The sequence below is a fragment of the Pseudomonas sp. G3-39 genome (assembly GCF_054790485.1).
Window position 1 is genome coordinate 2,172,176 of record NZ_CP186497.1, and the last position, 18,701, is coordinate 2,190,876.

Sequence of the window (18,701 nt, forward strand, 5' to 3'; positions counted from 1 at the left end):
AGCTTGCTCGCGAAGGCGGCCTACGAGCCGACCCACTTCCAACAGCCCACACCCAATCCAACTGTGGGAGCTGGCTTGCCAGCGATAGCGACCTCACAACCACCCAGTTTCTTCCAGGTGTACTCAATGCCAATGTCTGCGGCGCTTAGGGATCGGCACCGTGCAGCAGCCAATCGAGCAACAGGCTGCTGTCGCGCGGTGGTGGTGTTTCACTCGGTGGCGCGGGACGCGTGTTGGCGAGGCACAGAATCGGTCGATCCGGGTCGCTGTCGAGGAAGCTGACCCACACCTCACTGCCGGCGCGGGGCAACTGGTGGGTGGCGAGCCGGCCGGCGCCGGTCAGTGCGATTGGCAGCCACAGGCATGCAGACTCAGTTGTCTGCGCCGGCCAGAGGTTGACGCCGATGCGCCCGCGATCATCCAGTTGCGCGGGCTGGCCGGGCGATCCCAGCACTTGTGCCAGATGGTAGCCGCCGATGTTCGGGCGCGGCTGTGCCAACGGCGGGCGAAAATCGCTTGACCAGGGCAGGGCAGTGAAGTCGTTTCGATAGCGATGCACATCAGTGGTCGGGTCGAGGATCGAGGGGTGCTGGCCCTGGTGGTGCAGTTCGGTGATCAGCCATTGTTCATTGAAGGTATTGATCGGATGCTCGCTGATCTGTAACAGATGCCCGCTGCGCAACGCGCTGCAATCGCAGGTGCCCCGGATCGAGCGCGACTGACAGCGCTGGCGCTGCAGATGGCGACGGCTGCGTTGTTCGGCGTGACGCTGTTCGCCGGACAGGTTCTGCGGTGCGAGTGCGGGCACGGGATGGTTGGCCGCGTCGGTGGCGATGGCCTCCTGCCCGCGGTTGCGAATGCCGTGCGCAGCCATCACCGGTGGCGCGTCATGGCGCTGAAACAGCGTGCTGACGCGCGGTGATGGTGTGTCGTCGGTGATGCCAAACGGCACCGGCAACGGTTCCTGCGGCAGGCTGAGGTTGTCATCGGCAAACACCAGCACATGCCCGTTCGGGTGATGTTCGAAGTGATAGTGGATGCCTTCCTCCTCACACAGCCGTTGCACGAAGGCCAGGTCACTTTCTTCGTACTGGATGCAAAAGGGCCGCGGCGGGTATTGGCCGATGCTCATTTCGATCCGGTAACTGTCCGCCGGCAACTCATGCTCGCCGAGCAATTGCGCGAGGATCGTCGGCACGCTCGTTTGCACGAAGACCCGGCGCCGGGGCGGCTGGTCCAGACTCATCAGCAGCGGGACGAGGATCAGCCGGTAGCCGATGCGGTGGCTGGCGCGATGCTCGCAACTGACGCTGTGGATCAGACCGTGGATCCCGTGATCGGCGCCCAGGCGCAGGAACGCCGGTTGGCGCAGCAGACTGCCTGGGGGCAACGCCGGTGCCAGACCGATCATTTCAATCTCGAAGCGAAACGGCTGATTGAGTGCTTCCTTGCCACTGAAACGCAAGACCGGCAGGCACAGCGGGCCGTCGGTCAGGGTCAGGGTGAACGGGGTTTCCTTATCATTGAGCATTCGTACGGGCTCTGTGGGCAATACGGACGGCAGAGGGTACGAAAACGCGAGCACGAATGGTCATGGCTGGTGGGCTTTTCAGAATCGCCCTACAAGTCGTGGTGACGATGTCGATTCAACAATGATTTTTTTGGTCGATTGCCGACTTTAGGCCGTATAAACTTGGCGCCACGCGTCGGCCAATAGATGTCTCGGCGCCACAGATCAAGAGAGTGAGTAATGGGCGCACAGTGGAAGGTTAAACACAAAGAAGCGGCAGCCAACGCCAAGGGCAAGATCTTCGGCAAACTGGTGAAAGAAATCACCATCGCTGCCCGCAACGGTGCCGATACCGCCACCAACGCACACCTGCGTCTGGTGGTCGAGCAGGCCAAGAAAGCCTCGATGCCCAAGGAAACCCTGGACCGCGCCATCAAGAAAGGCGCCGGCCTGCTGGGCGAAACCGTGCAGTACCACCGCGTGACGTACGAAGGTTTCGCACCGCATCAGGTTCCGTTGATCGTCGAGTGCGTCACCGACAACATCAACCGCACCGTCGCGGAAATCCGCGTGGCGTTCCGCAAGGGTCAACTGGGCGCTTCCGGTTCGGTGGCCTGGGACTTCAACCACGTCGGCATGATCGAAGCGTCGCCGGACACCCCGGACGCCGATCCGGAAATGGCCGCGATCGAGGCCGGTGCCCAGGACTTCGAGCCGGGCGAAGAGGGCGCGACCCTGTTCCTGACCGATCCGACCGACCTCGACGCCGTGCAGAAAGCCCTGCCTGAGCAAGGCTTCACGGTGCTGTCGGCCAAACTCGGCTACCAGCCGAAGAACCCGGTCAGCGGCCTGAGCGCCGAGCAGATGGCTGAAGTTGAAGCGTTCCTCGAAGGCCTCGACAACCACGACGACGTGCAGGACATGTTTGTCGGTCTGGCGGGCTAAGATCAAAAGATCGCAGCCTGCGGCAGCTCCTACAGGTGTACACATAACCCTGTAGGAGCTGCCGCAGGCTGCGATCTTTTTGTCATTGTGTGTGCAATACCTGAATCACTTCGCTGAACCCCGGCCGCGCCAGCACGTCCGGCTGACAGCAACGCTGTTCCAGCGCCTCCAGCACCTCGCGTTGTTCATCGCTCAACCCCGAGTCGACGCGCGCCAGCAATTCCCCGAGCAGAACCCCGAACGCCCGCACTTCGATGCGTTGCAGTGCCCGGGTTTCCAGGTTGTCGGTGGTGGCATGGAACGACGCCGCGCCGAAATCCCCGAGCAAGCAATCGCCCTGATCGTTCAACAGAATGTTGTGGCCGTAGAGGTCGCCGTGGGTGATGCCCTGTTGATGCAAGTGTTCAGCCGCCGAAGCGATGCCCTTGGCAATGTTCAGCGCCACTTCGGCACTGAAGCGGCAGTCCTCGGCATACACATCCCGCGAGCAGCTCGCCAGGCTCGGCAATGCCGCGAGGTTGCGAAAGCTTGGGTCGATCAGTTGCATCACCAGCCCCTGTTGGCCATCAGGATGCCCGTGAATACGGCCTTCCACGCGGATCAGGTTCGGGTGCAGGCCGGCGGTGATGCAGGCGTTCATCTCGTGCAGCGGCGAACCGTCGCTGGTCATTTCACCTTTATAGAGCTTCACCGCGACCGGCACCTGCGAGCCGTCGGCGCGCTGCCACTGCGCCCGGGAAATGACCCCCGAGGCGCCTTCGCCCAGGCGCTGTTCCAGACGCAGCGCCGACCAATCGATCAGCGGCGTGGCTTCCAGCGCGGCGGCATCGGCTTCGGTTTCCAGCGGATTGCCGGCATACGCCAGCCAGGTCAGGCTCGGCAAGGTCAGCAGCCACTGCGGCAGTTCACGCATCTGGTTGGCGGCGATGCGGATCAGCTCCAGGCGATGGCACTGGCTCATTGAGGCGGGCAGCGCTTGCAGGCGATTGCCGGCCAGCAGCAGTTTTTGCAGATACGGGCGCTCACCCAGTTCGACGGGCAGGCTTTCGATGCAGTTGTCGGTCAGGATCAACCAGCGCAGCAGCGGCGGCAGTGCTGCGCCCGGCACGTGGCTGATGCGGTTGGCCTTGAAGCCGATCATCGTCAGCGCCGCGCATTTTCCGACGCATTCCGGCACCTCGGTGAAGTGGTTGTCCGAGCAAAACAGAATGCGCATCCTGGTCAGGCGATGCAGATCATCGGGCAGACTGCTCAAGGCGTTGCCGCTGAGATTGAGCACCTCCAGCGTATCGGCCAGTTCGAAAATCTCCCGGGGGAACTCGGTCAGGCCGCAAGACAGATCCAGCCGGGTAATGCCCGACAACTCGCCGGCGCGCAATTGAGCAAGGGTGTGCATGGGGATGTTCACTATCAAAGGAAAGAAGCGCCGGGCGCTCGGAATGGGCGACATGATAACGGCAAAGCCGGGATTTGCATTGATCTGAACTGGAGGCCCCTTTAATTCCTGTGGGAGCGAGCCTGCTCGCGAAGGCGGAGTGTCAGTTGGCGAAATATTGGCTGACAGGACGCTTTCGCGAGCAGGCTCGCTCCCACAAGGGACTTGAGTGGATCAGTGGATTTCTTGCAACTGCCCCAGGCGACTGCGGGTGCGCGCCAGATCGATGGCATTCCCGCCAAGGGCCTCGCGCAGTGGCAAGCGGCTGAGCAGGGTCAGGTGCTTGTCCTGGTCGTAGAGCACGTCGATCAGGTTGATGAAGCGCTGTTGTGCGGCGATCGAGCACTCACCGAGTTCCGGCAGGTCGTCGATGATCCACTGGTCGAAACGCCGACACAGCTCCAGATAATCCATCACCGCTGTCGGTTGCTCGCACACGTCGCTGAAGGCGAAAGCGACCCGGCTGCCATCGCACAGGCGCGCCTGAACGTGTCGGCTGCCCACTGGCAACGCAATGGCCGGGGCACCTTCGGGCGGCAGGTTCAGCGCCTGGCGCTGGGTTGCGGTGGCTGGCCACACATAGTGGCCCTGCGTGAAAACCTGATGCGCATGGTTGCTCGCCTGGCTGCGGTAATCGTGCGAGCCGCCGACCTCCATCACTTGCATTCGGGCGTTGATCAATTCGATCACCGGTTTGAAGCGCGCGTGATAGAGCGGGTTGGGCAGCAAGCCTTCCGGCGGATAGTTGGAAGTCACCAGCAGCAGAATCCCGCGCTGGAACAAGGCCTTGAACAGGCGGGTTATGAGCATCGCATCGCCGATGTCATGCACATGAAATTCGTCGAAACACAGTACCTGGCAATCGGCTAACAGCTCGTCGAGGGTGACGCCGAGAGCGTCGTCTTGTTCGCGATGGTGGAACATGCCCTGATGCAACCGGGCAAAGAATTCATGGAAATGCACGCGCTGTTTCTGCGCGGTCGGCAGTGCCTGGAAAAAACCGTCGAGCAGCCAGCTCTTGCCGCGTCCGACCGCGCCATGCAGGTACAGGCTCGGCGGCATTTGCGGCTTGGCGCCGAACAACAGGCTGGCCTGCTGCGCCATGCAATCGATCACCCGCTGTTGGCTGTGGCTGAGGGTGTAACCCTGACTATGGGCCTTGTGCCGGAAATAGTCGCGGATCGACTGGGCATTCGCGTCATGCCCGGCATGCGCGGGCCGGCCCTTGGCGAACCAGCGGCGCAGCGCCGACCAGCGTAGGGTCAGTGGCGATCGTTTGGGCGCTCGAGAGGGCACAGTGCAGTCACTCCGTGTTCATCAGACCGGCGCCCGGGAGCGCGGCGCCGTAGTGTAACCAGAGGCTGCGCCCGGCTTCCATCGCGGCTCGTCGACTGTGGGCGATCACTGAACAGATTTGTGCGGGACGTACAGCTATTTTCAGCGATGTAATTCGCCGTGTTGCCAAACTTTCGAAACATATCCCGGCAGATCCATGGATCCAATCGACTGGCGGATTCGTCGTCCGTTGCTACCCTGAAACACAGTAACGTCATCCAGGATGTTCCCTCACAAGGAATGGGACAGTGATTGTACGTGTGGTGATGGGCCTGCTCGGGGTGCTTGGGGCCTCGGTGCATGCGGCGGATCTTCAGGTCGAAGTCCGCGTTGACGTGCAGCGTGGCTGCCAGTTGATCGGCCAGCAGCGCGAGGCGGGTATCGAACAATTGGGCGTGCTGGATTTCGGCAGTGCTGCGCGTCTCGATGATCCGACCGGGCCACTGGGTGCGGCGCTGACCAATCAGCGTCTGCCGCGCCTGGAGTGCAACCCCGACACGCCTTATCAACTGCGGGTCGACGGTGGCCTGCATGGTGGCGTTGGCGAGGTTCGCTACATGGCGGGGGCGGCGGGGAGCCAGCCGATTCCATATCGGCTGTATCAGGACGCGGCGCGCCGGGTGCCGCTGGTGGTGAACGTGCCGGTCAGCGGCCGGGTGCCGGACACCGGCACGGTGGAGCTGCCGCTGTATGCGCGGATCGAGCGTCTGGCGCAGGTGCCGCAGGTCAGCCGCTATTCGGATCTGGTGAAAGTCACCGTGACCTGGTGAGTGCAGGATTTCAGGCAATCCGCTGGAGGCGGATTGCGCAGGGAAGGGGCGTTCAATGCTGAACGCAAGGTACGCAGGCATCCTGAAGGAGTAGGACGGACGCTATGACAGGCAAGCACTGGATGGTTATCGCCACGGGTACGTTGCTGTTGCTCGCTGACGACGCACAGGCGGCGATCAGTGGGCAGATCAATGCGCGGCTGATCCTGATCGCCGGGTGCGAAGTCACCAACAGCGCCACCCCGGCGATCCCGGTGAGCAATCTGGGCACCCTCGATTTCGGTCAGCAGGGGCCGACCTGGAACGCGCCGATCAAGGCCAGTCTCGACGGCGACAGCAGCGGCAAGCTGAACGTTGCCTGCAATCCCTCGGTCACCGGTTTCACCGTCACCATCGACGGCGGCAGCCACGGTGACGGCACCACCCGCCGCCTGAGCAACGGGCGCCAGACCCTGCCTTATCAACTCTTTCTGGATGCCTCCGGCAGCCAACGCTACAGCATTGGCCAACAACACAATTTCGCTGTCACCAGCGGTGCGCAGATACCGATTCCGGTGTTTGGCACGGTGGTGGCGAATACCCGCGCGGTTCCGGCAGGTGTCTACACCGACACGCTGACGGTGACGCTCGACTGGTAACCCCGTAGAGGACGGACACCATGCGCAAGTTTGCATCAAGGATAGGTTTGTCGTTGCTCGGCCTGACGCTGGTTTCCAGTGCCCACGCCGCCACCACGGTCACCGGCCAGATCACCGCCAGCCTGACCCTGATCAGCAGCTGTCAGGTCAACGGTGCCGGCGGCTCCACCGGGCTGAACTTTGGTGCGCTGAACTTCGGCACCGCCAACAGCCTGTTCACCACCGCTAGCGGGCAGGTTCTGGGCGGTGGCGGCGGGGCGCTGTCGATTCTCTGCTCCAGCGGCACGACCCCGGTGGTCAAGGTGCGTGCGGGTGCTCACGATGGGCAGTCGCCGGGCGGCGCTCGCGCGCTGTACGACGGTGTCGCCAACTACGTGCCGTACGACTTCTACACCGATGCCGGGCATTCGCAACTGCTGCCGATCGACGGCACGATCAACCTGGCGACCAGCACTGGCGTGGCGCAGACGGTGAATATCTACGGTCAGGCGGTGGGCAAGGCTGGACTGCCGGCGGGGACGTACACCGACACCGTCGCTGTTGAACTGACGTTCTGATGCCATGCGCCGCCAAGGCTGTGCCGCGCTGCTCCTGCTCTGTGCGGGCAGTGTGCCGCTGCCGCTGGGGGCGGCGACCAGCCAGAGCTTTCAGGTCAGCGCGACCATCACGCCGGGGTGTCTGGTAGTCGGCGGGGTGTCGAATTACGGCGGACTGAATTTCGGTTCGAGTTCGGCCCTCGCGACCGGCACGGTGCAAGTGGCATTGACCGGCGGCGTGCAGTTGCAATGCACGCCGGGGGTGGCACTGAACATGACGGTCGATGGCGGCCAGTACAACAGCAGCGGTCGCCACATGCAGATCAACAGCGGCAGTGCGCGGGTCGCGTATGCGCTGTTTCGCGATGCGGCTTACAGCCAGAGCCTGGGCATCGGCCAGAGCGTGGCGGTGGCCTATAGCGATGCGAACAACATCAGCCTGCCGATTTACGGTCAGGTGCAATTGCCGGGCAATCAGCCCGGGGGGACGTACAGCGACGTGTTGCAGGTGCAGCTGTCGTGGTAAAGCGACATTTGAATGGCCGACAAGGAGCAGGTTCATGGGGGCAGTTACGTCTGGGCATTCGTTGTTGCAGGGCGCGTTGCTGGCGCTGGTCATGCTCGGGGCCGGCCATGCGCAGGCCGCCAGTTCGGTGCTGATCTGGCCGATCGATCCGGTGCTGGAGGCCGATCAACAGGCCAGTGCGCTATGGCTGGAAAACCGTGGCACGGAAACCGCCAACCTGCAGATCCGCGTGTTCGGCTGGAGCCAGAGCGGCTTTGCAGAGCAATACCAGAACCAGCGCGACGTGATCGGCAGCCCGCCAGTGGCGAAGATCGAGCCGGGGCAAAAACAACTGGTGCGCCTGACCCGGACCAAGGATGTGCCGCCGGGGCAGGAACTGGCCTACCGGATCATCATCGACGAAATCCCTTCTGCCCAGCCGCCGGCCGCCGAGGGCGGCAAAACCGCGGCCGCGATCCGCTTTCAGATGCGCTATTCGGTGCCGTTGTTTGCCTACGGCGCGGGGCTGTGGAGCAAGGAAGACAGCACCCGCCCGCGTGACCCCAAAGGTATCGGTGTGCCGCAGCTGAGCTGGCGCACGGTGGCGGTGGACGGTCGACCGTATATCGAAGTGCGCAATCAGGGCGCGGTGCATGCGCGGCTGACCGACGTGGCGATCAAACAGGGTGGACAGAGCAAGCCATTAGCCGAGGGGTTGTTGGGTTATGTGCTGCCGGGCGCGGTGATGCGCTGGCCGGCACCTGGGGCGTTGGCGAGTGAGTCGGCGTTGCAAGTGCGAGTCAATGGCGGGGTCCAGGTGCAGAGCATTGCGCCGGGACGCTGAAAAGGGAGCCATGCCGAGTGGACTTTTGTGGCGAGGGAGCTTGCTCCCGCTGGGTTGCGAAGCAGCCCCAAGCCGTGTCAGGTAGTCCGCTCAAACAGTTCTGACGACGGCTGCGCCGCCGAGCGGGAGCAAGCTCCCTCGCCACAATGAATGCATCGTGTCGTCAAAATTCCAGAGAAAGATAACTGGCTTTGGCAAGAGTGGCATCAGGAGGATCGAGTCCATTGACGGACGTAAAGCGTGTATGAGCCCGGGATGGGCTCGTCGTATTCAGCGTCCGTTGTGGCTCATGACCGGCGCGTGTTGCCTGATGTTCGTGCAACCATCCGAGGCCGGCGAACTGCCGCCACCGCCCAGCGGCATGGAGGCCGTGAGTGATGCACAGTTGTTTCTGGAGTTGGTGGTCAATCAGATGAACACCGGGCGGGTGGTGGCGGTGCAGCAACGTGACGGGCATCTGTTTTTGCCGGCCAGCGTATTGGCTGAAACCGGGATGAAATTGCCGGGCAATCCTGGTGCCGAAGTTGATCTCGACGGCCTGCCTGGACTGCACAGCGATTACGACAGTGTCGGCCAGCGCCTGCTTCTGGATGTGCCGCCGCAGTGGCTGCCGGATCAGTTCATCGGTAATCGCGAGAACTATCCGCGCACCCCGGCGCTGAGCAGTTTCGGCGCGTTGTTCAACTATGACCTGTACCTCAACGACACCGACGATGCCGGCACTTATCTGGCGGCGTGGAACGAGGTGCGGCTGTTCGATAGCTGGGGCACGTTGTCCAACACCGGGCAGTACCGGCGCACCTTGTCCGGCGATTCGGTCAGCACACTGGACAACGGCTACCTGCGCTACGACACCACCTGGCGTTACTCCGACGACGAGCGAATGCTCACCTACGAGGGCGGTGACGTGATCAGCGGCGCGTTGCCGTGGAGCAACTCGGTGCGTCTGGGCGGTGTGCAGTTCTCGCGGGACTTTGCCGTGCGCCCGGATCTGGTGACTTATCCGTTACCGCAGTTCGCCGGTGAGGCCGCGGTACCGTCCTCGGTTGATCTGTTTATCAACGGCTACAAGTCGAGCAGCACCGACCTGCAACCGGGGCCGTATACCCTGACCAACATTCCGTTCATCAACGGCGCCGGGGAGGCAGTGGTGGTGACCACTGATGCGCTGGGGCGGCAGGTGTCGACCACGGTGCCGTTCTATGTCACCAGCAGTCTGCTGCAAAAAGGCCTGAGTGATTTTTCGGTGGCGGCCGGTACGTTGCGCCGCGATTACGGTTTGAAGGACTTCAGCTATGGCCCCGGCGTGACCTCCGGCAGCGTGCGCTACGGTGTCAGCGACAGCTTCACCCTGGAAAGCCACGCCGAAGCGGCTGACTCGCTGACCCTCGGCGGGATCGGCGGCAATTGGCGTCTGGGCAATTTCGGCGTACTCAACAGCGCCATCAGTCAGAGCCGATTCGACGGCGACGGCGGCGAGCAGTTGAGTCTCGGTTATCAGTACAGCAGCCAGCGCTACAGTTTTTCCTGGCAGCGCCTGCAACGCCGCGATCAGTACGCCGACCTCAGCGTGATCGACAGCCCTTATATCAGCCTCAGCCGGAGCAGCGAGCAGGCGACCCTGAGCGTCAACCTAGAGCGCTGGGGCAGCCTCGGTGCCGGTTATTTCGATGTGCGCGCGGCGGACGATTCGCGCACGCGTCTGCTCAACCTTAGCTGGAGCAAACCGCTGTGGCGCAACAGCAGCTTCTATCTGTCGGCCAACCGCGAGATCGGCGACAGCCACTGGGCGGTGCAAGCGCAACTGGTGATCCCGTTCGATCTGCGCGGCAGCCTGGCGATCAGCAGCGAGCGCAGCAAGACCGGGCAGAGTCAGCAGCGGGTCAATTACAGTCGTTCGGTGCCGACCGAGGGCGGGGTCGGTTTCAATCTGGGGTATGCCAAGGGTGATGGCCCCGATTATCGTCAGGCCGACGTGACCTGGCGTCTGCAATCGGTGCAGTTGCAGGCCGGGGTTTACGGCACCTCAGACGCCGAGACCCGTTGGGCCGATGCCAGTGGCTCGCTGGTGTGGATGGACCGCCAGGTGTTCGCCGCCAATCGCATCGACGACGCGTTTGTGGTGGTCAGCACCGATGGTTTCGCCGACATTCCGGTGCGCTACGAAAACCAGCAGGTCGGTCAAACCGATAAAAACGGCCACTTGCTGGTGCCGTGGAGCAGCGCGTACTACCGCGGCAAATACGAAATCGATCCGCTGAATCTGCCGGCCAACGTGCGCAGCCCCAACGTCGAACAGCGCATCGCCGTACGCCGTGGCAGCGGTTATTTGCTGGAGTTTCCACTGACCCGGGTGATCGCTGCGAGTATTGTGCTGGTGGATGCGCACCAGCGTGAATTGCCATTGGGTGCGGGGGTGCTTCATGAGCAGAGCGGTACGCGCACGGTGGTCGGTTGGGATGGCTTGGTCTATCTGGAAAACCTCCAGGTGCAGAACTCGTTGCAGGTTTCGCTGGCCGACGGCAAGACCTGCAAGGCGCAATTCGCCGTGGACATGCAGCAAAGCCAGGTGCCGCTGATCGGCCCGTTGGTGTGCCAATGAACGCGGTGCGGATTTGCCTGTGTCTGGCGTTGCTGCTGCCGGGGATGGCGCAGGCCTTGTGTTCGGTGGTCAGCACCACGCCGGCGGCGTTCGGTTCGATCAGTTCGATTGCCGTGCGCACCACGACGCAGCCCAGTTCCACGCTCAATGCCGGGTTGAGTTGTACCGGCTCACTGCTGTCATTGCTGACCAGCAACGACCATTTCTACGCCACCATCACCTCGACCCAGAGTGGTTTGCTCGGGCCGACCGGCGACGTCATCGGCTACACGATCTACGCCAACAACAGCACCAGCTACCCGGTCACCCGTGGCAGCGCCTTCGACTTCGCCCGTAACGGCATTATCGATGCCTTGGGATTGCTCAACGGCACCACCCCGAAAACCGTGCCGCTGTACTTGGGCACGACCATTGGCAGTAACGTCGCCGCCGGGGTTTATACGGAAACCCTGAGCATTTTCTGGAACTGGAATTACTGCTCCGGGATCGGTATCGGCAGTGTTTGTCTGGGGCGTGACATCAATAGCGGTACGGCGACGCTGACGGTGAACCTGACCGTGTCCAACGACTGCACGATTACTGCGCCGAACATTGCCTTTGGCAGTGCACCGGTGATCAGCGCTTTTACCCCGGTGACGGGGCAGACGATCAACCTGGCCTGCACCAAGGGCAGTGCCTACACCGTCGGTTTGAGCGACGGACAGAACCCGGTCAGTGTCGGCGGTCGGCGGCGGATGATTTCCGGGAGCAACTATCTGGCCTACGACATCTTCAAAAGCGCTGGCACCACTCGTTGGGGCAGTGTCGGCAGCGCACGCCGGTCGAGCACTGACGCCGAGGTCAATCCGGGGAATGGGCTGGGCACCGGAAGTCAGATCTTCAATTACAACGCGAAAATCTACACCGACCAGACCACGCCGCCGGCGGGGACTTACCTGGACAATGTGGTGCTCGATGTAGGGTTCTGACTCATACGATGCCCCCTGTGGGAGCGGGCTTGCTCGCGAATACGGTGTGTCATTCAGCAATGATGGTGGCTGATCTACCGCTTTCGCGAGCAAGCCCGCTCCCACAAGGGGGAATTGCGCAGTTTTCACAATGGCAGTGACTGCCTCAATTGCTGCGCCGCCGGCGAATCCGTCGGGCTGACCATCGCATAGTTGTACCCGCCACCGGACCAGTAATCGGCCTGCAGATCGCCGTCGCTGCGGCTACCGCGAGGCAGGAAGGTGTTCTTCGGCCCCGGTGGCCGCACGTAGAAACTGACCTTGTGGCCGCTGCGATCCTCATACACCACCATCGCCGCTGGGCCTTCATCGGTGCTGAGCAGGCGGCCACTGACCGGTTCGAAACCGGCGGATTTCAGATCCGGCAAGCGACTGGCCTGAGTGAAATAACGGTCGAGCCAACGCTGCATATCGCCGTCAGTGTCGACCTTGTAGTCCGCCGGCAAAATCCCTTGCTGGGCGATCAAACGATAGGCCTGCAAGGCATCGGTCATCGGCAGCATGGAAGAGCGCACGAGGGTCATTTCCCGCGCCTGCCAGCCACTGAAACCGCCGATGCCGACCGCGATCAGCAACACCGCCGCGCTGGCCAGGTGACGACGCGACTGACGCTTGAGGCGCTGGCGAATCAGCGTGGGATCGAGTTCCGGATTGGCCGGTTGCTGCAAGGCACCGCCCAGGGCTGCGCGCAACAACTGGGCGTCGTGCTGCCAGGCGCGCACCTGCGCGGCGGCTTCCGGGTGAGTGGTCAGCCAGGTGTCGACCAGACGCCGGTCGGCCTCTTTGAGTTGATGGTCGACGTACGCGTGCAGGTCACGCTCGCTGGGGGGCATGCTGATCATTTGAGTATCCGCAAAGAAGGGCTGCTGATTTCGCCGTCGCTGAGCTGGCGCAAGGCCTGGCGGGCGCGGGACAGGCGCGACATCACCGTGCCTGTGGGGATGTTGAGGATTTCGGCGACTTCCTTGTAGCTCAGGCCTTCGACCGAGACCATCAGCAACAGCGCGCGTTGTTCGGTGGGCAGGCGATCGAAGGCTTGCAGGGTCGATTGGGCGATCACGGTGCGCTCGACCGAGGGTTCGGCGTCGTCGCGACCGGTGAAGAATTCGAGCATCCGCGCATAACGACGGGAGCGTCGGTGGGCGTCGAGAAATTGCCGATAGAGGATCGCGAACAGCCACGCGCGCACATCACCCTCGGCGCGTTTCGCGCTCCAGCCGGACAGGGCCCGCTCGAGGCTGGCCTGCACCAGATCGTCGGCGCTGCTGCTGTTGCGGGTCAACGACACGGCAAAGCGGCGCAATCTGGGAATGATTTCTCTCAACTGTTCGTCGAATTCGCTCATGAATTTCTGCTAGTCACTACGCTGTGGACTAGGGAGACGTCTGCCGTTCGAGGTTATTCCACGTTCGGAAAAATAAATACCGGGCCATGGAATAAATCCCGCTGGGGCGCGTCTTGCTGATTCTTCCTACTTGTGGCCGATGGCCCTGGAGTTATTCATGGTTGATCGCACTTCACCGCCGGGCAGGCCGTCGCGCCCGCCCTTGAGTGCCGCGAGCACAGTGTTGCGCCTGACGGCGATTGCCGTGGTGGTTGCCGCAGTGGCCGGGGCGTTTGCCTACGTGCACGGTAATCTTGACCCACAACGTCTGACGCCCAAGGCGCTGGTTGATGTGCTGGAGAAAAACAACGGTGTGCATCCCGGGTTCCGGCGCAACCACGCCAAGGGCGTGTGTGTGATCGGGCATTTCGAGAGCAGTGGCGAGGCGCGGGCGTTTTCTTCCGCACAGGTGTTCAACGAGGCGCAGACTCCGGTGGTCGGGCGCTTCGCATTGCCGGCAGGGAATCCCTACGCCCCGGACAGCAGTGTGCCGATCCGCAGTCTGGCGCTGCGTTTCACCCAGGCCAACGGTCAGCAATGGCGCACCGGGATGAACAGCATGCCGGTGTTCCCGGTTGGCACTCCAGAGGCGTTCTATCAGTTGCAGCAGGCGCAGTCGCCGGACCCGGCCACGGGTAAACCGGATCCGTCGAAAGTGCCGGCATTCTTCGCCGCGCACCCGGAAGCCGTACCGTTCCTGACTTGGGTGAAGACCGCCAAACCGTCGGCCAGCTATGCCACCGAAACCTACAACAGCATCAATGCGTTCTATCTGGTCAACGCCAGCGGGCAGAAGCAGGCGGTGCGCTGGAGTGTCACGCCACTGGCGCGCGATACCGCCGGAGCCTCGGCGCCGGAGGGCGCGGATTTTCTCGAGAAGGATCTGGTGCAGCGTCTGGCCGAAGGGCCGTTGCGCTGGCAGCTGAACATCACCCTGGCCAACCCCGGTGATCCGGTGAACGATGCCAGTAAAACCTGGCCCGAGGGCCGCAAGGTGATCAACGCCGGCACGCTGGTGCTGGAGAAGACCCAGCCGCAGCTCAGCGGCGAATGCCGCGACATCAACTACGATCCGCTGGTGCTGCCAGCCGGGATCGAAGGCTCCGACGACCCGCTGCTCGCGGCGCGTTCCGCCGGTTACGCCGATTCCTATCTACGGCGCACCAGTGAAGTCAGCCAATTGCCCGCCGCCAGACAGGAGGCTCGCCCATGAGCACGCAACCGACTCATTTCGCGCTGTTGGCGCGGCTGCTGCACTGGCTGATGGCGCTGATGATCATCGCCATGTTGTTCATCGGCGCCGGCATGGTCACTTCGGTTTCACAGCGGCATGAATGGCTGATTCATCTGCACAAACCGCTGGGGATTGCGATTCTGCTGCTGGTGGTCGTGCGCCTGTTGGTGCGGTTTTCCACTCGACAGCCGCCGCTGCCGGCGGATCTGCCGGGCTGGCAGGTGATGGCGGCCAAGGCTTCGCATGTGTTGTTGTACGCGTTGATGCTGGTGCTGCCGCTGCTCGGTTGGGCGATGATCAGTGCCTCGGGGGAGCCGGTGATGCTCAGCAATACCTTGCAGTTGCCGTCGATCCTGCCGGCCGATGCGCAAGTATTTGCCCTGCTGCGCAAGGCGCATGGCTATCTGGCGTACCTGTTGTTCCTGACCGTGCTGTTGCACCTGGCAGCGGCGCTGTTCCATGGTTGGGTGCGTCGCGACGAGGTGCTCGACAGCATGTTGCGCGGTCGCGATCGCGATTAACCCGTCTGTGTGGCGCACCGCTGCGGTGCGCCACTTCTCAGGGTCAGCCACCAATAACCCAGCGCCACTGCGTTGATAACGGCGCCAAGCAGACACACGCCGGTCCAGCCGGCCCAGGCGTACATCGCCGTCGAGGTAATCGAACCCAATGCACTGCCGATCGAATAGAACAGCATGTAGCCGGCGGTGAGGCGGCTTTGCGCTTCAGGGCGTACGCTGTAGATCATGCTCTGGCTGGTGACGTGCACGGCCTGCAAGCCCAGATCGAGGGTGATCACGCCGAGCAACAGCGCCCACAGCGAGGACTGGGTGAGGGCGATCGGCAGCCACGAGGCGAGCATCAGCAGCAGCGACAGACCGCTGACCCATTGGCCCAGACCGCGATCAGCCAGATGTCCGGCGCGCGCGGCGGCGAGTGCACCGGCGGCGCCGGCCAAGCCGAACAGGCCAATTTCGCTATGGGATAACGACAGCGGCGGGGCGGCCAGCGGCAGCACCATCGGCGTCCACAGCACCATGGCGCTGGCAAAGGTCAGCAGCGCGAGAATCGCCCGTTGGCGCAGCACCGGCTCTTGCCTGAACAGGCTGAATACCGAAGCGATCAGCGCGCCGTAACGGCTTGCGGGCTGCGCGGCTTCATCCCTGGGCAAGACGCGCAACAGCAGCAGTGCCATCAGCAGCGTCAGCCCCGCCGACAGCAGATAGATCGCCCGCCAACCCGCCAGATCAGCCATGACCCCGGCAATGGTGCGCGCGAGCAGAATGCCGACGACGATGCCGCTGGTGACGACGCCGACCACCCGGCCGCGTTGCGCCGGGATCGCCAGGGTCGCGGCGTAGGCCACCAGCACTTGCGTCACCACCGCGAGCAAACCGGTCAGGGTCATGCCGAGCAGCAACCACACACTGCTGGGTGCTAGCGCGATCATCAACAGCGCGGCGGCCGAGAGCAGGGTCTGGGTGACGATCAGTCGCCGTCGGTTGAGCAGGTCGCCGAGTGGCACCAGCAATACCAGACCGATGCCATAGCCGATTTGCGTCAGGGTAATGACGATGCCGATGGTTGCCGGTGACATGGCGAAGGCATCGGCCATGGCGTCCAGCAGCGGCTGCGCGTAATACACGTTGCCCACCGCCAGTCCACAGGCGACGGCAAACAGCAGCACCACGCTGCTTTTGAGAGGTTGAGGTTGCATGCCCTGTTTCCTTTTTGGGTTTCAAATTAAAACCAGAATCACGGTAAGCATTCTGGTTTTAATTTGCAACCTTGTTGGTCATGGCGTGTGATTGCGCAAAAAAAAGATCGCAGACACAGCTGCGATCTTTGGGGGGAGCGGGGGAGGGATCAGCGCAGGGTATCGACCATGTCGGCGATGGTGGTCAGCACGTCCTTGCCCAACTGTTTCGAGCGCTTGCCCGACCAGCCCGTTTCTTTGTTCGGATGGTCGTCGTGATCCTTGAACGGCATTTCCAGGGTTAGCGACAGGCAGTCGTATTTCTGGCCGACCGCGTTGCAGGCCAGGGTCATGTTGGCCTGACCCGGTTCGTCGCGGGTGTAGCCATATTTGGTCTGGAAGTCTTTCGTGGTGTGCTTGAGGTGCGTGCGGAAATGCTCTTCGAGCTTCTCGATGCGCGGCGTGTAACCCGGGTTGCCTTCGCAACCGGCGGTGAACACGTGGGGAATTTCTTCATCACCGTGTACGTCGAGGAATAGATCGACGCCGTACTTTTCCATCTGCTGTTGTACGAAAAGTACCTCTGGGCTGATGTCCTGACTGGCGCTCTGCCAGGCGCGGTTCAGGTCCTGGCCCATGGCGTTGGTACGCAAATGCCCGTGGAAGGCGCCGTCCGGGTTCATGTTCGGTACCAGATACAGATCGGCGCTGGCCAGCAGCTTGTTCAGCACCGGGTCGTCGTGGCGCTCCAGGCGTTCGATCACGCCTTCCATGAACCATTCGGCCATGTGTTCGCCCGGGTGCTGTTGCGCGATGATCCAGATTTTGCGCTGGCCTTCGGCGCCGCTGCCCTTGCGCAGCAGCTGAATGTCACGACCCTCGACGCTTTTGCCGGTGGCCAGCAGTTCGGTGCCGGCCTTGGTCAGCGCTTGCTCGATCAGCCAGTCGTGACGACCTCGGCTGTAGGGTTCGAAGTAGGCGAACCAGGCGTGGGTCTGCGTGGCTTCGAGGGAGAAGCGCAGACAGTCGCCTTCGAAAATCGTTGGTACGCGGAACCAGTTGACATGGTCGTAGGACGCCACGGCTTGATAACCGGTCCAGGCTTTGTTGTACGAGGATTGGCTGGCGTTATTCAGACGAAACCAATGCTCTTGGCCAACGTGCAGGCCGCTGGCCTTGAAGTGGAACCACTGAAAATGCGCGCTCCGGGTATCCGGGCGAATGGCCAGAACCGGGTTGAGCGGATTGGAGATGTCGATGACTTGAATGTTGCCGCTGTCGAAGTTGGCGCTGATGTCGAACGAAGATTTGGCCACGGTCATAATCGGTTCCTGAATATGATTTTTATGGCGGCTACTTTACACGCAAGACAGGGCTGAAACCGAGGGAAATTGCGGGTTGCGGTGGGGGGCGTCTTCCGTGACGCGCAAGCAGCTTAGAGACTGTGCGATTGATTCTCAAGTGCTAATTGTCATTAGTTTGCCCCAATCGGGCCGGGCTTTGCTTGCCAAGCGATATTCTTTTGATATTATCCGCGCCATCGAATTTGCAGCACCCAAAGACTTCATTAGCCTGAAGCCATAAGCCCGAAAAACGGGCAAAAAAAGACCCGGCAAAAAGCCGGGTCAAAAACCGTGATTAGCCTGATGAGGAGATAGTCCAGAAGACCGACCTAAGGTCTCTGGTCCATCGACTGATCTCGCGACCAGCTGATTGCAATAATAATCATTATCATTTGCAAGTCAAATGTTTTTATCTGCGCGATCGGAAAATTCTTTTCTGTCCGTCCGCTTCCCGTGTCCGTCAGAGCTGTTCGCCATCAATTGAATGGTCGACCATCGCCCGCGCCATATCCACCATATGCACCACCGAAAATGCCAGGTCGCGGCTCGCGCCCTGCAGGTTTTCTGCTGCCTTGAAGGCCGTGGCCGCTGCACAGCGCAACAGATCCGACGCGTGCACGAGGGCCTCTTCGCCGCTGAGATGGCGTTTTACATTGAAAAATCGCTCCTCGACCTCGGGTTCTGAAACAGCTGGTTTCAAGTAATAGTCCAGTGCTCGCTGCGCTGCCGCGTTGCCTTGAGGGGAGGTGAACGTGGTGTCCATTTGCAGATCGGGCAAGTCTTTGCTGCTGATATTCATGGTGAAGGGGCACTCCTTGTTCGATTGAAAGTCCGTGCTTCCAGCATAGTACGATGCGTAGTTGTGACGAGGATTTAAATACTACAATATGTGTTTTGCCGGCCGAAGGCGGGGCAAG

18 protein-coding genes are annotated in these 18,701 nt (G+C 62.0%); 10 read left to right on the forward strand and 8 right to left on the reverse strand.

What is annotated here, in order from left to right; genetic code table 11:
* Nucleotides 1-145: 145 nt before the first annotated feature.
* Nucleotides 146-1,531, reverse strand: coding sequence for a type VI secretion system Vgr family protein (locus ACOYXG_RS09660; protein WP_460357316.1), 1,386 nt, complete (start codon nt 1,529-1,531; stop codon nt 146-148).
* A 219-nt stretch (nt 1,532-1,750) separates the two neighbouring features.
* On the opposite strand from ACOYXG_RS09660, the gene ACOYXG_RS09665 reads away from it, so the two are divergent.
* Nucleotides 1,751-2,455, forward strand: a complete 705-nt coding sequence (locus tag ACOYXG_RS09665; protein WP_027614601.1) for a YebC/PmpR family DNA-binding transcriptional regulator — start codon at nt 1,751-1,753, stop codon at nt 2,453-2,455.
* 82 nt (nt 2,456-2,537) lie between these two features.
* On the opposite strand, the gene ACOYXG_RS09670 is transcribed toward ACOYXG_RS09665, so the two are convergent.
* Nucleotides 2,538-3,851 (reverse strand): protein kinase, encoded by a 1,314-nt coding sequence (locus ACOYXG_RS09670; RefSeq protein WP_460357319.1) that lies wholly within the window; start codon nt 3,849-3,851, stop codon nt 2,538-2,540.
* 213 nt (nt 3,852-4,064) lie between these two features.
* Nucleotides 4,065-5,186 carry a cell division protein ZapE gene (gene zapE, locus ACOYXG_RS09675; protein WP_460357322.1) on the reverse strand — a complete coding sequence of 374 codons (1,122 nt, stop codon included), beginning with the start codon at nt 5,184-5,186 and terminating at the stop codon, nt 4,065-4,067.
* Nucleotides 5,187-5,473: 287 nt separating this feature from the next.
* Here zapE and ACOYXG_RS09680 point away from each other — a divergent pair, with 287 nt between their 5' ends.
* From ACOYXG_RS09680 to ACOYXG_RS09710, 7 genes are all read left to right on the forward strand, one after another.
* Nucleotides 5,474-5,995: a Csu type fimbrial protein gene (locus ACOYXG_RS09680; protein WP_460357325.1), complete on the forward strand. Its 522-nt coding sequence runs from the start codon at nt 5,474-5,476 to the stop codon at nt 5,993-5,995.
* A 104-nt stretch (nt 5,996-6,099) separates the two neighbouring features.
* A complete protein-coding gene (locus ACOYXG_RS09685) occupies nt 6,100-6,633 on the forward strand; it encodes a Csu type fimbrial protein (protein ID WP_096795681.1) in 534 nt (177 codons plus the stop codon).
* Between the two features lie 20 nt (nt 6,634-6,653).
* Nucleotides 6,654-7,190 (forward strand): Csu type fimbrial protein, encoded by a 537-nt coding sequence (locus tag ACOYXG_RS09690; RefSeq protein ID WP_027614606.1) that lies wholly within the window; start codon nt 6,654-6,656, stop codon nt 7,188-7,190.
* A gap of 4 nt (nt 7,191-7,194) precedes the next feature.
* On the forward strand, nt 7,195-7,695 hold the full coding sequence (locus ACOYXG_RS09695; RefSeq protein WP_095138831.1) for a Csu type fimbrial protein: 501 nt from the start codon (nt 7,195-7,197) through the stop codon (nt 7,693-7,695).
* A gap of 34 nt (nt 7,696-7,729) precedes the next feature.
* Nucleotides 7,730-8,518: a fimbrial biogenesis chaperone gene (locus tag ACOYXG_RS09700; RefSeq protein WP_027614608.1), complete on the forward strand. Its 789-nt coding sequence runs from the start codon at nt 7,730-7,732 to the stop codon at nt 8,516-8,518.
* A 244-nt stretch (nt 8,519-8,762) separates the two neighbouring features.
* The gene (locus ACOYXG_RS09705) at nt 8,763-11,120 is read left to right on the forward strand and encodes a fimbria/pilus outer membrane usher protein (RefSeq protein ID WP_460357329.1); all 2,358 of its coding nucleotides are present in this window, start codon (nt 8,763-8,765) and stop codon (nt 11,118-11,120) included.
* On the forward strand, nt 11,117-12,088 hold the full coding sequence (locus ACOYXG_RS09710) for a Csu type fimbrial protein (protein ID WP_460357332.1): 972 nt from the start codon (nt 11,117-11,119) through the stop codon (nt 12,086-12,088). The genes ACOYXG_RS09705 and ACOYXG_RS09710 overlap by 4 nt, the downstream gene beginning before the upstream one ends.
* Before the next feature lie 125 nt (nt 12,089-12,213).
* Here ACOYXG_RS09710 and ACOYXG_RS09715 read toward each other — a convergent pair whose 3' ends face one another.
* The gene (locus ACOYXG_RS09715; protein ID WP_460357335.1) at nt 12,214-12,969 is read right to left on the reverse strand and encodes an anti-sigma factor family protein; all 756 of its coding nucleotides are present in this window, start codon (nt 12,967-12,969) and stop codon (nt 12,214-12,216) included.
* A complete protein-coding gene (locus tag ACOYXG_RS09720) occupies nt 12,966-13,472 on the reverse strand; it encodes an RNA polymerase sigma factor (RefSeq protein ID WP_460357337.1) in 507 nt (168 codons plus the stop codon). The genes ACOYXG_RS09715 and ACOYXG_RS09720 overlap by 4 nt, the downstream gene beginning before the upstream one ends.
* Nucleotides 13,473-13,629: 157 nt before the next feature.
* Between ACOYXG_RS09720 and ACOYXG_RS09725 the strand changes: the two genes are divergently transcribed.
* Both ACOYXG_RS09725 and ACOYXG_RS09730 read left to right on the forward strand, forming a co-directional pair.
* The gene (locus ACOYXG_RS09725; RefSeq protein WP_460357340.1) at nt 13,630-14,724 is read left to right on the forward strand and encodes a catalase family peroxidase; all 1,095 of its coding nucleotides are present in this window, start codon (nt 13,630-13,632) and stop codon (nt 14,722-14,724) included.
* Nucleotides 14,721-15,266 carry a cytochrome b gene (locus ACOYXG_RS09730; protein WP_027614614.1) on the forward strand — a complete coding sequence of 182 codons (546 nt, stop codon included), beginning with the start codon at nt 14,721-14,723 and terminating at the stop codon, nt 15,264-15,266. Before ACOYXG_RS09725 ends, ACOYXG_RS09730 begins: the two co-directional genes overlap by 4 nt.
* Here the strand turns inward: ACOYXG_RS09730 and ACOYXG_RS09735 are convergent.
* From ACOYXG_RS09735 to ACOYXG_RS09745, 3 genes are all read right to left on the reverse strand, one after another.
* Nucleotides 15,263-16,462 (reverse strand): MFS transporter, encoded by a 1,200-nt coding sequence (locus ACOYXG_RS09735; RefSeq protein WP_150369685.1) that lies wholly within the window; start codon nt 16,460-16,462, stop codon nt 15,263-15,265. The two genes, ACOYXG_RS09730 and ACOYXG_RS09735, sit on opposite strands and share 4 nt — an antisense overlap.
* 149 nt (nt 16,463-16,611) lie before the next feature.
* Nucleotides 16,612-17,763 (reverse strand): M14 family metallopeptidase, encoded by a 1,152-nt coding sequence (locus tag ACOYXG_RS09740; protein ID WP_097088171.1) that lies wholly within the window; start codon nt 17,761-17,763, stop codon nt 16,612-16,614.
* Between the two features lie 481 nt (nt 17,764-18,244).
* The gene (locus ACOYXG_RS09745; RefSeq protein WP_027614617.1) at nt 18,245-18,583 is read right to left on the reverse strand and encodes a DUF6124 family protein; all 339 of its coding nucleotides are present in this window, start codon (nt 18,581-18,583) and stop codon (nt 18,245-18,247) included.
* Nucleotides 18,584-18,701: the final 118 nt, after the last annotated feature.

What these genes read in the sequence shown, in the direction of transcription:
- ACOYXG_RS09705 (WP_460357329.1), top strand. Translation starts at nt 8,763, where the DNA reads ATGAGCCCGGGATGGGCTCGTCGTATTCAGCGTCCGTTGTGGCTCATG.
- ACOYXG_RS09740 (WP_097088171.1), bottom strand. Translation starts at nt 17,763, where the DNA reads ATGACCGTGGCCAAATCTTCGTTCGACATCAGCGCCAACTTCGACAGC.
- ACOYXG_RS09685 (WP_096795681.1), top strand. Translation starts at nt 6,100, where the DNA reads ATGACAGGCAAGCACTGGATGGTTATCGCCACGGGTACGTTGCTGTTG.
- ACOYXG_RS09700 (WP_027614608.1), top strand. Translation starts at nt 7,730, where the DNA reads ATGGGGGCAGTTACGTCTGGGCATTCGTTGTTGCAGGGCGCGTTGCTG.
- ACOYXG_RS09665 (WP_027614601.1), top strand. Translation starts at nt 1,751, where the DNA reads ATGGGCGCACAGTGGAAGGTTAAACACAAAGAAGCGGCAGCCAACGCC.
- ACOYXG_RS09720 (WP_460357337.1), bottom strand. Translation starts at nt 13,472, where the DNA reads ATGAGCGAATTCGACGAACAGTTGAGAGAAATCATTCCCAGATTGCGC.
- ACOYXG_RS09660 (WP_460357316.1), bottom strand. Translation starts at nt 1,531, where the DNA reads ATGCTCAATGATAAGGAAACCCCGTTCACCCTGACCCTGACCGACGGC.
- ACOYXG_RS09690 (WP_027614606.1), top strand. Translation starts at nt 6,654, where the DNA reads ATGCGCAAGTTTGCATCAAGGATAGGTTTGTCGTTGCTCGGCCTGACG.
- ACOYXG_RS09715 (WP_460357335.1), bottom strand. Translation starts at nt 12,969, where the DNA reads ATGATCAGCATGCCCCCCAGCGAGCGTGACCTGCACGCGTACGTCGAC.
- ACOYXG_RS09730 (WP_027614614.1), top strand. Translation starts at nt 14,721, where the DNA reads ATGAGCACGCAACCGACTCATTTCGCGCTGTTGGCGCGGCTGCTGCAC.
- ACOYXG_RS09695 (WP_095138831.1), top strand. Translation starts at nt 7,195, where the DNA reads ATGCGCCGCCAAGGCTGTGCCGCGCTGCTCCTGCTCTGTGCGGGCAGT.
- ACOYXG_RS09725 (WP_460357340.1), top strand. Translation starts at nt 13,630, where the DNA reads ATGGTTGATCGCACTTCACCGCCGGGCAGGCCGTCGCGCCCGCCCTTG.
- ACOYXG_RS09670 (WP_460357319.1), bottom strand. Translation starts at nt 3,851, where the DNA reads ATGCACACCCTTGCTCAATTGCGCGCCGGCGAGTTGTCGGGCATTACC.
- ACOYXG_RS09710 (WP_460357332.1), top strand. Translation starts at nt 11,117, where the DNA reads ATGAACGCGGTGCGGATTTGCCTGTGTCTGGCGTTGCTGCTGCCGGGG.
- ACOYXG_RS09735 (WP_150369685.1), bottom strand. Translation starts at nt 16,462, where the DNA reads ATGCAACCTCAACCTCTCAAAAGCAGCGTGGTGCTGCTGTTTGCCGTC.
- ACOYXG_RS09745 (WP_027614617.1), bottom strand. Translation starts at nt 18,583, where the DNA reads ATGAATATCAGCAGCAAAGACTTGCCCGATCTGCAAATGGACACCACG.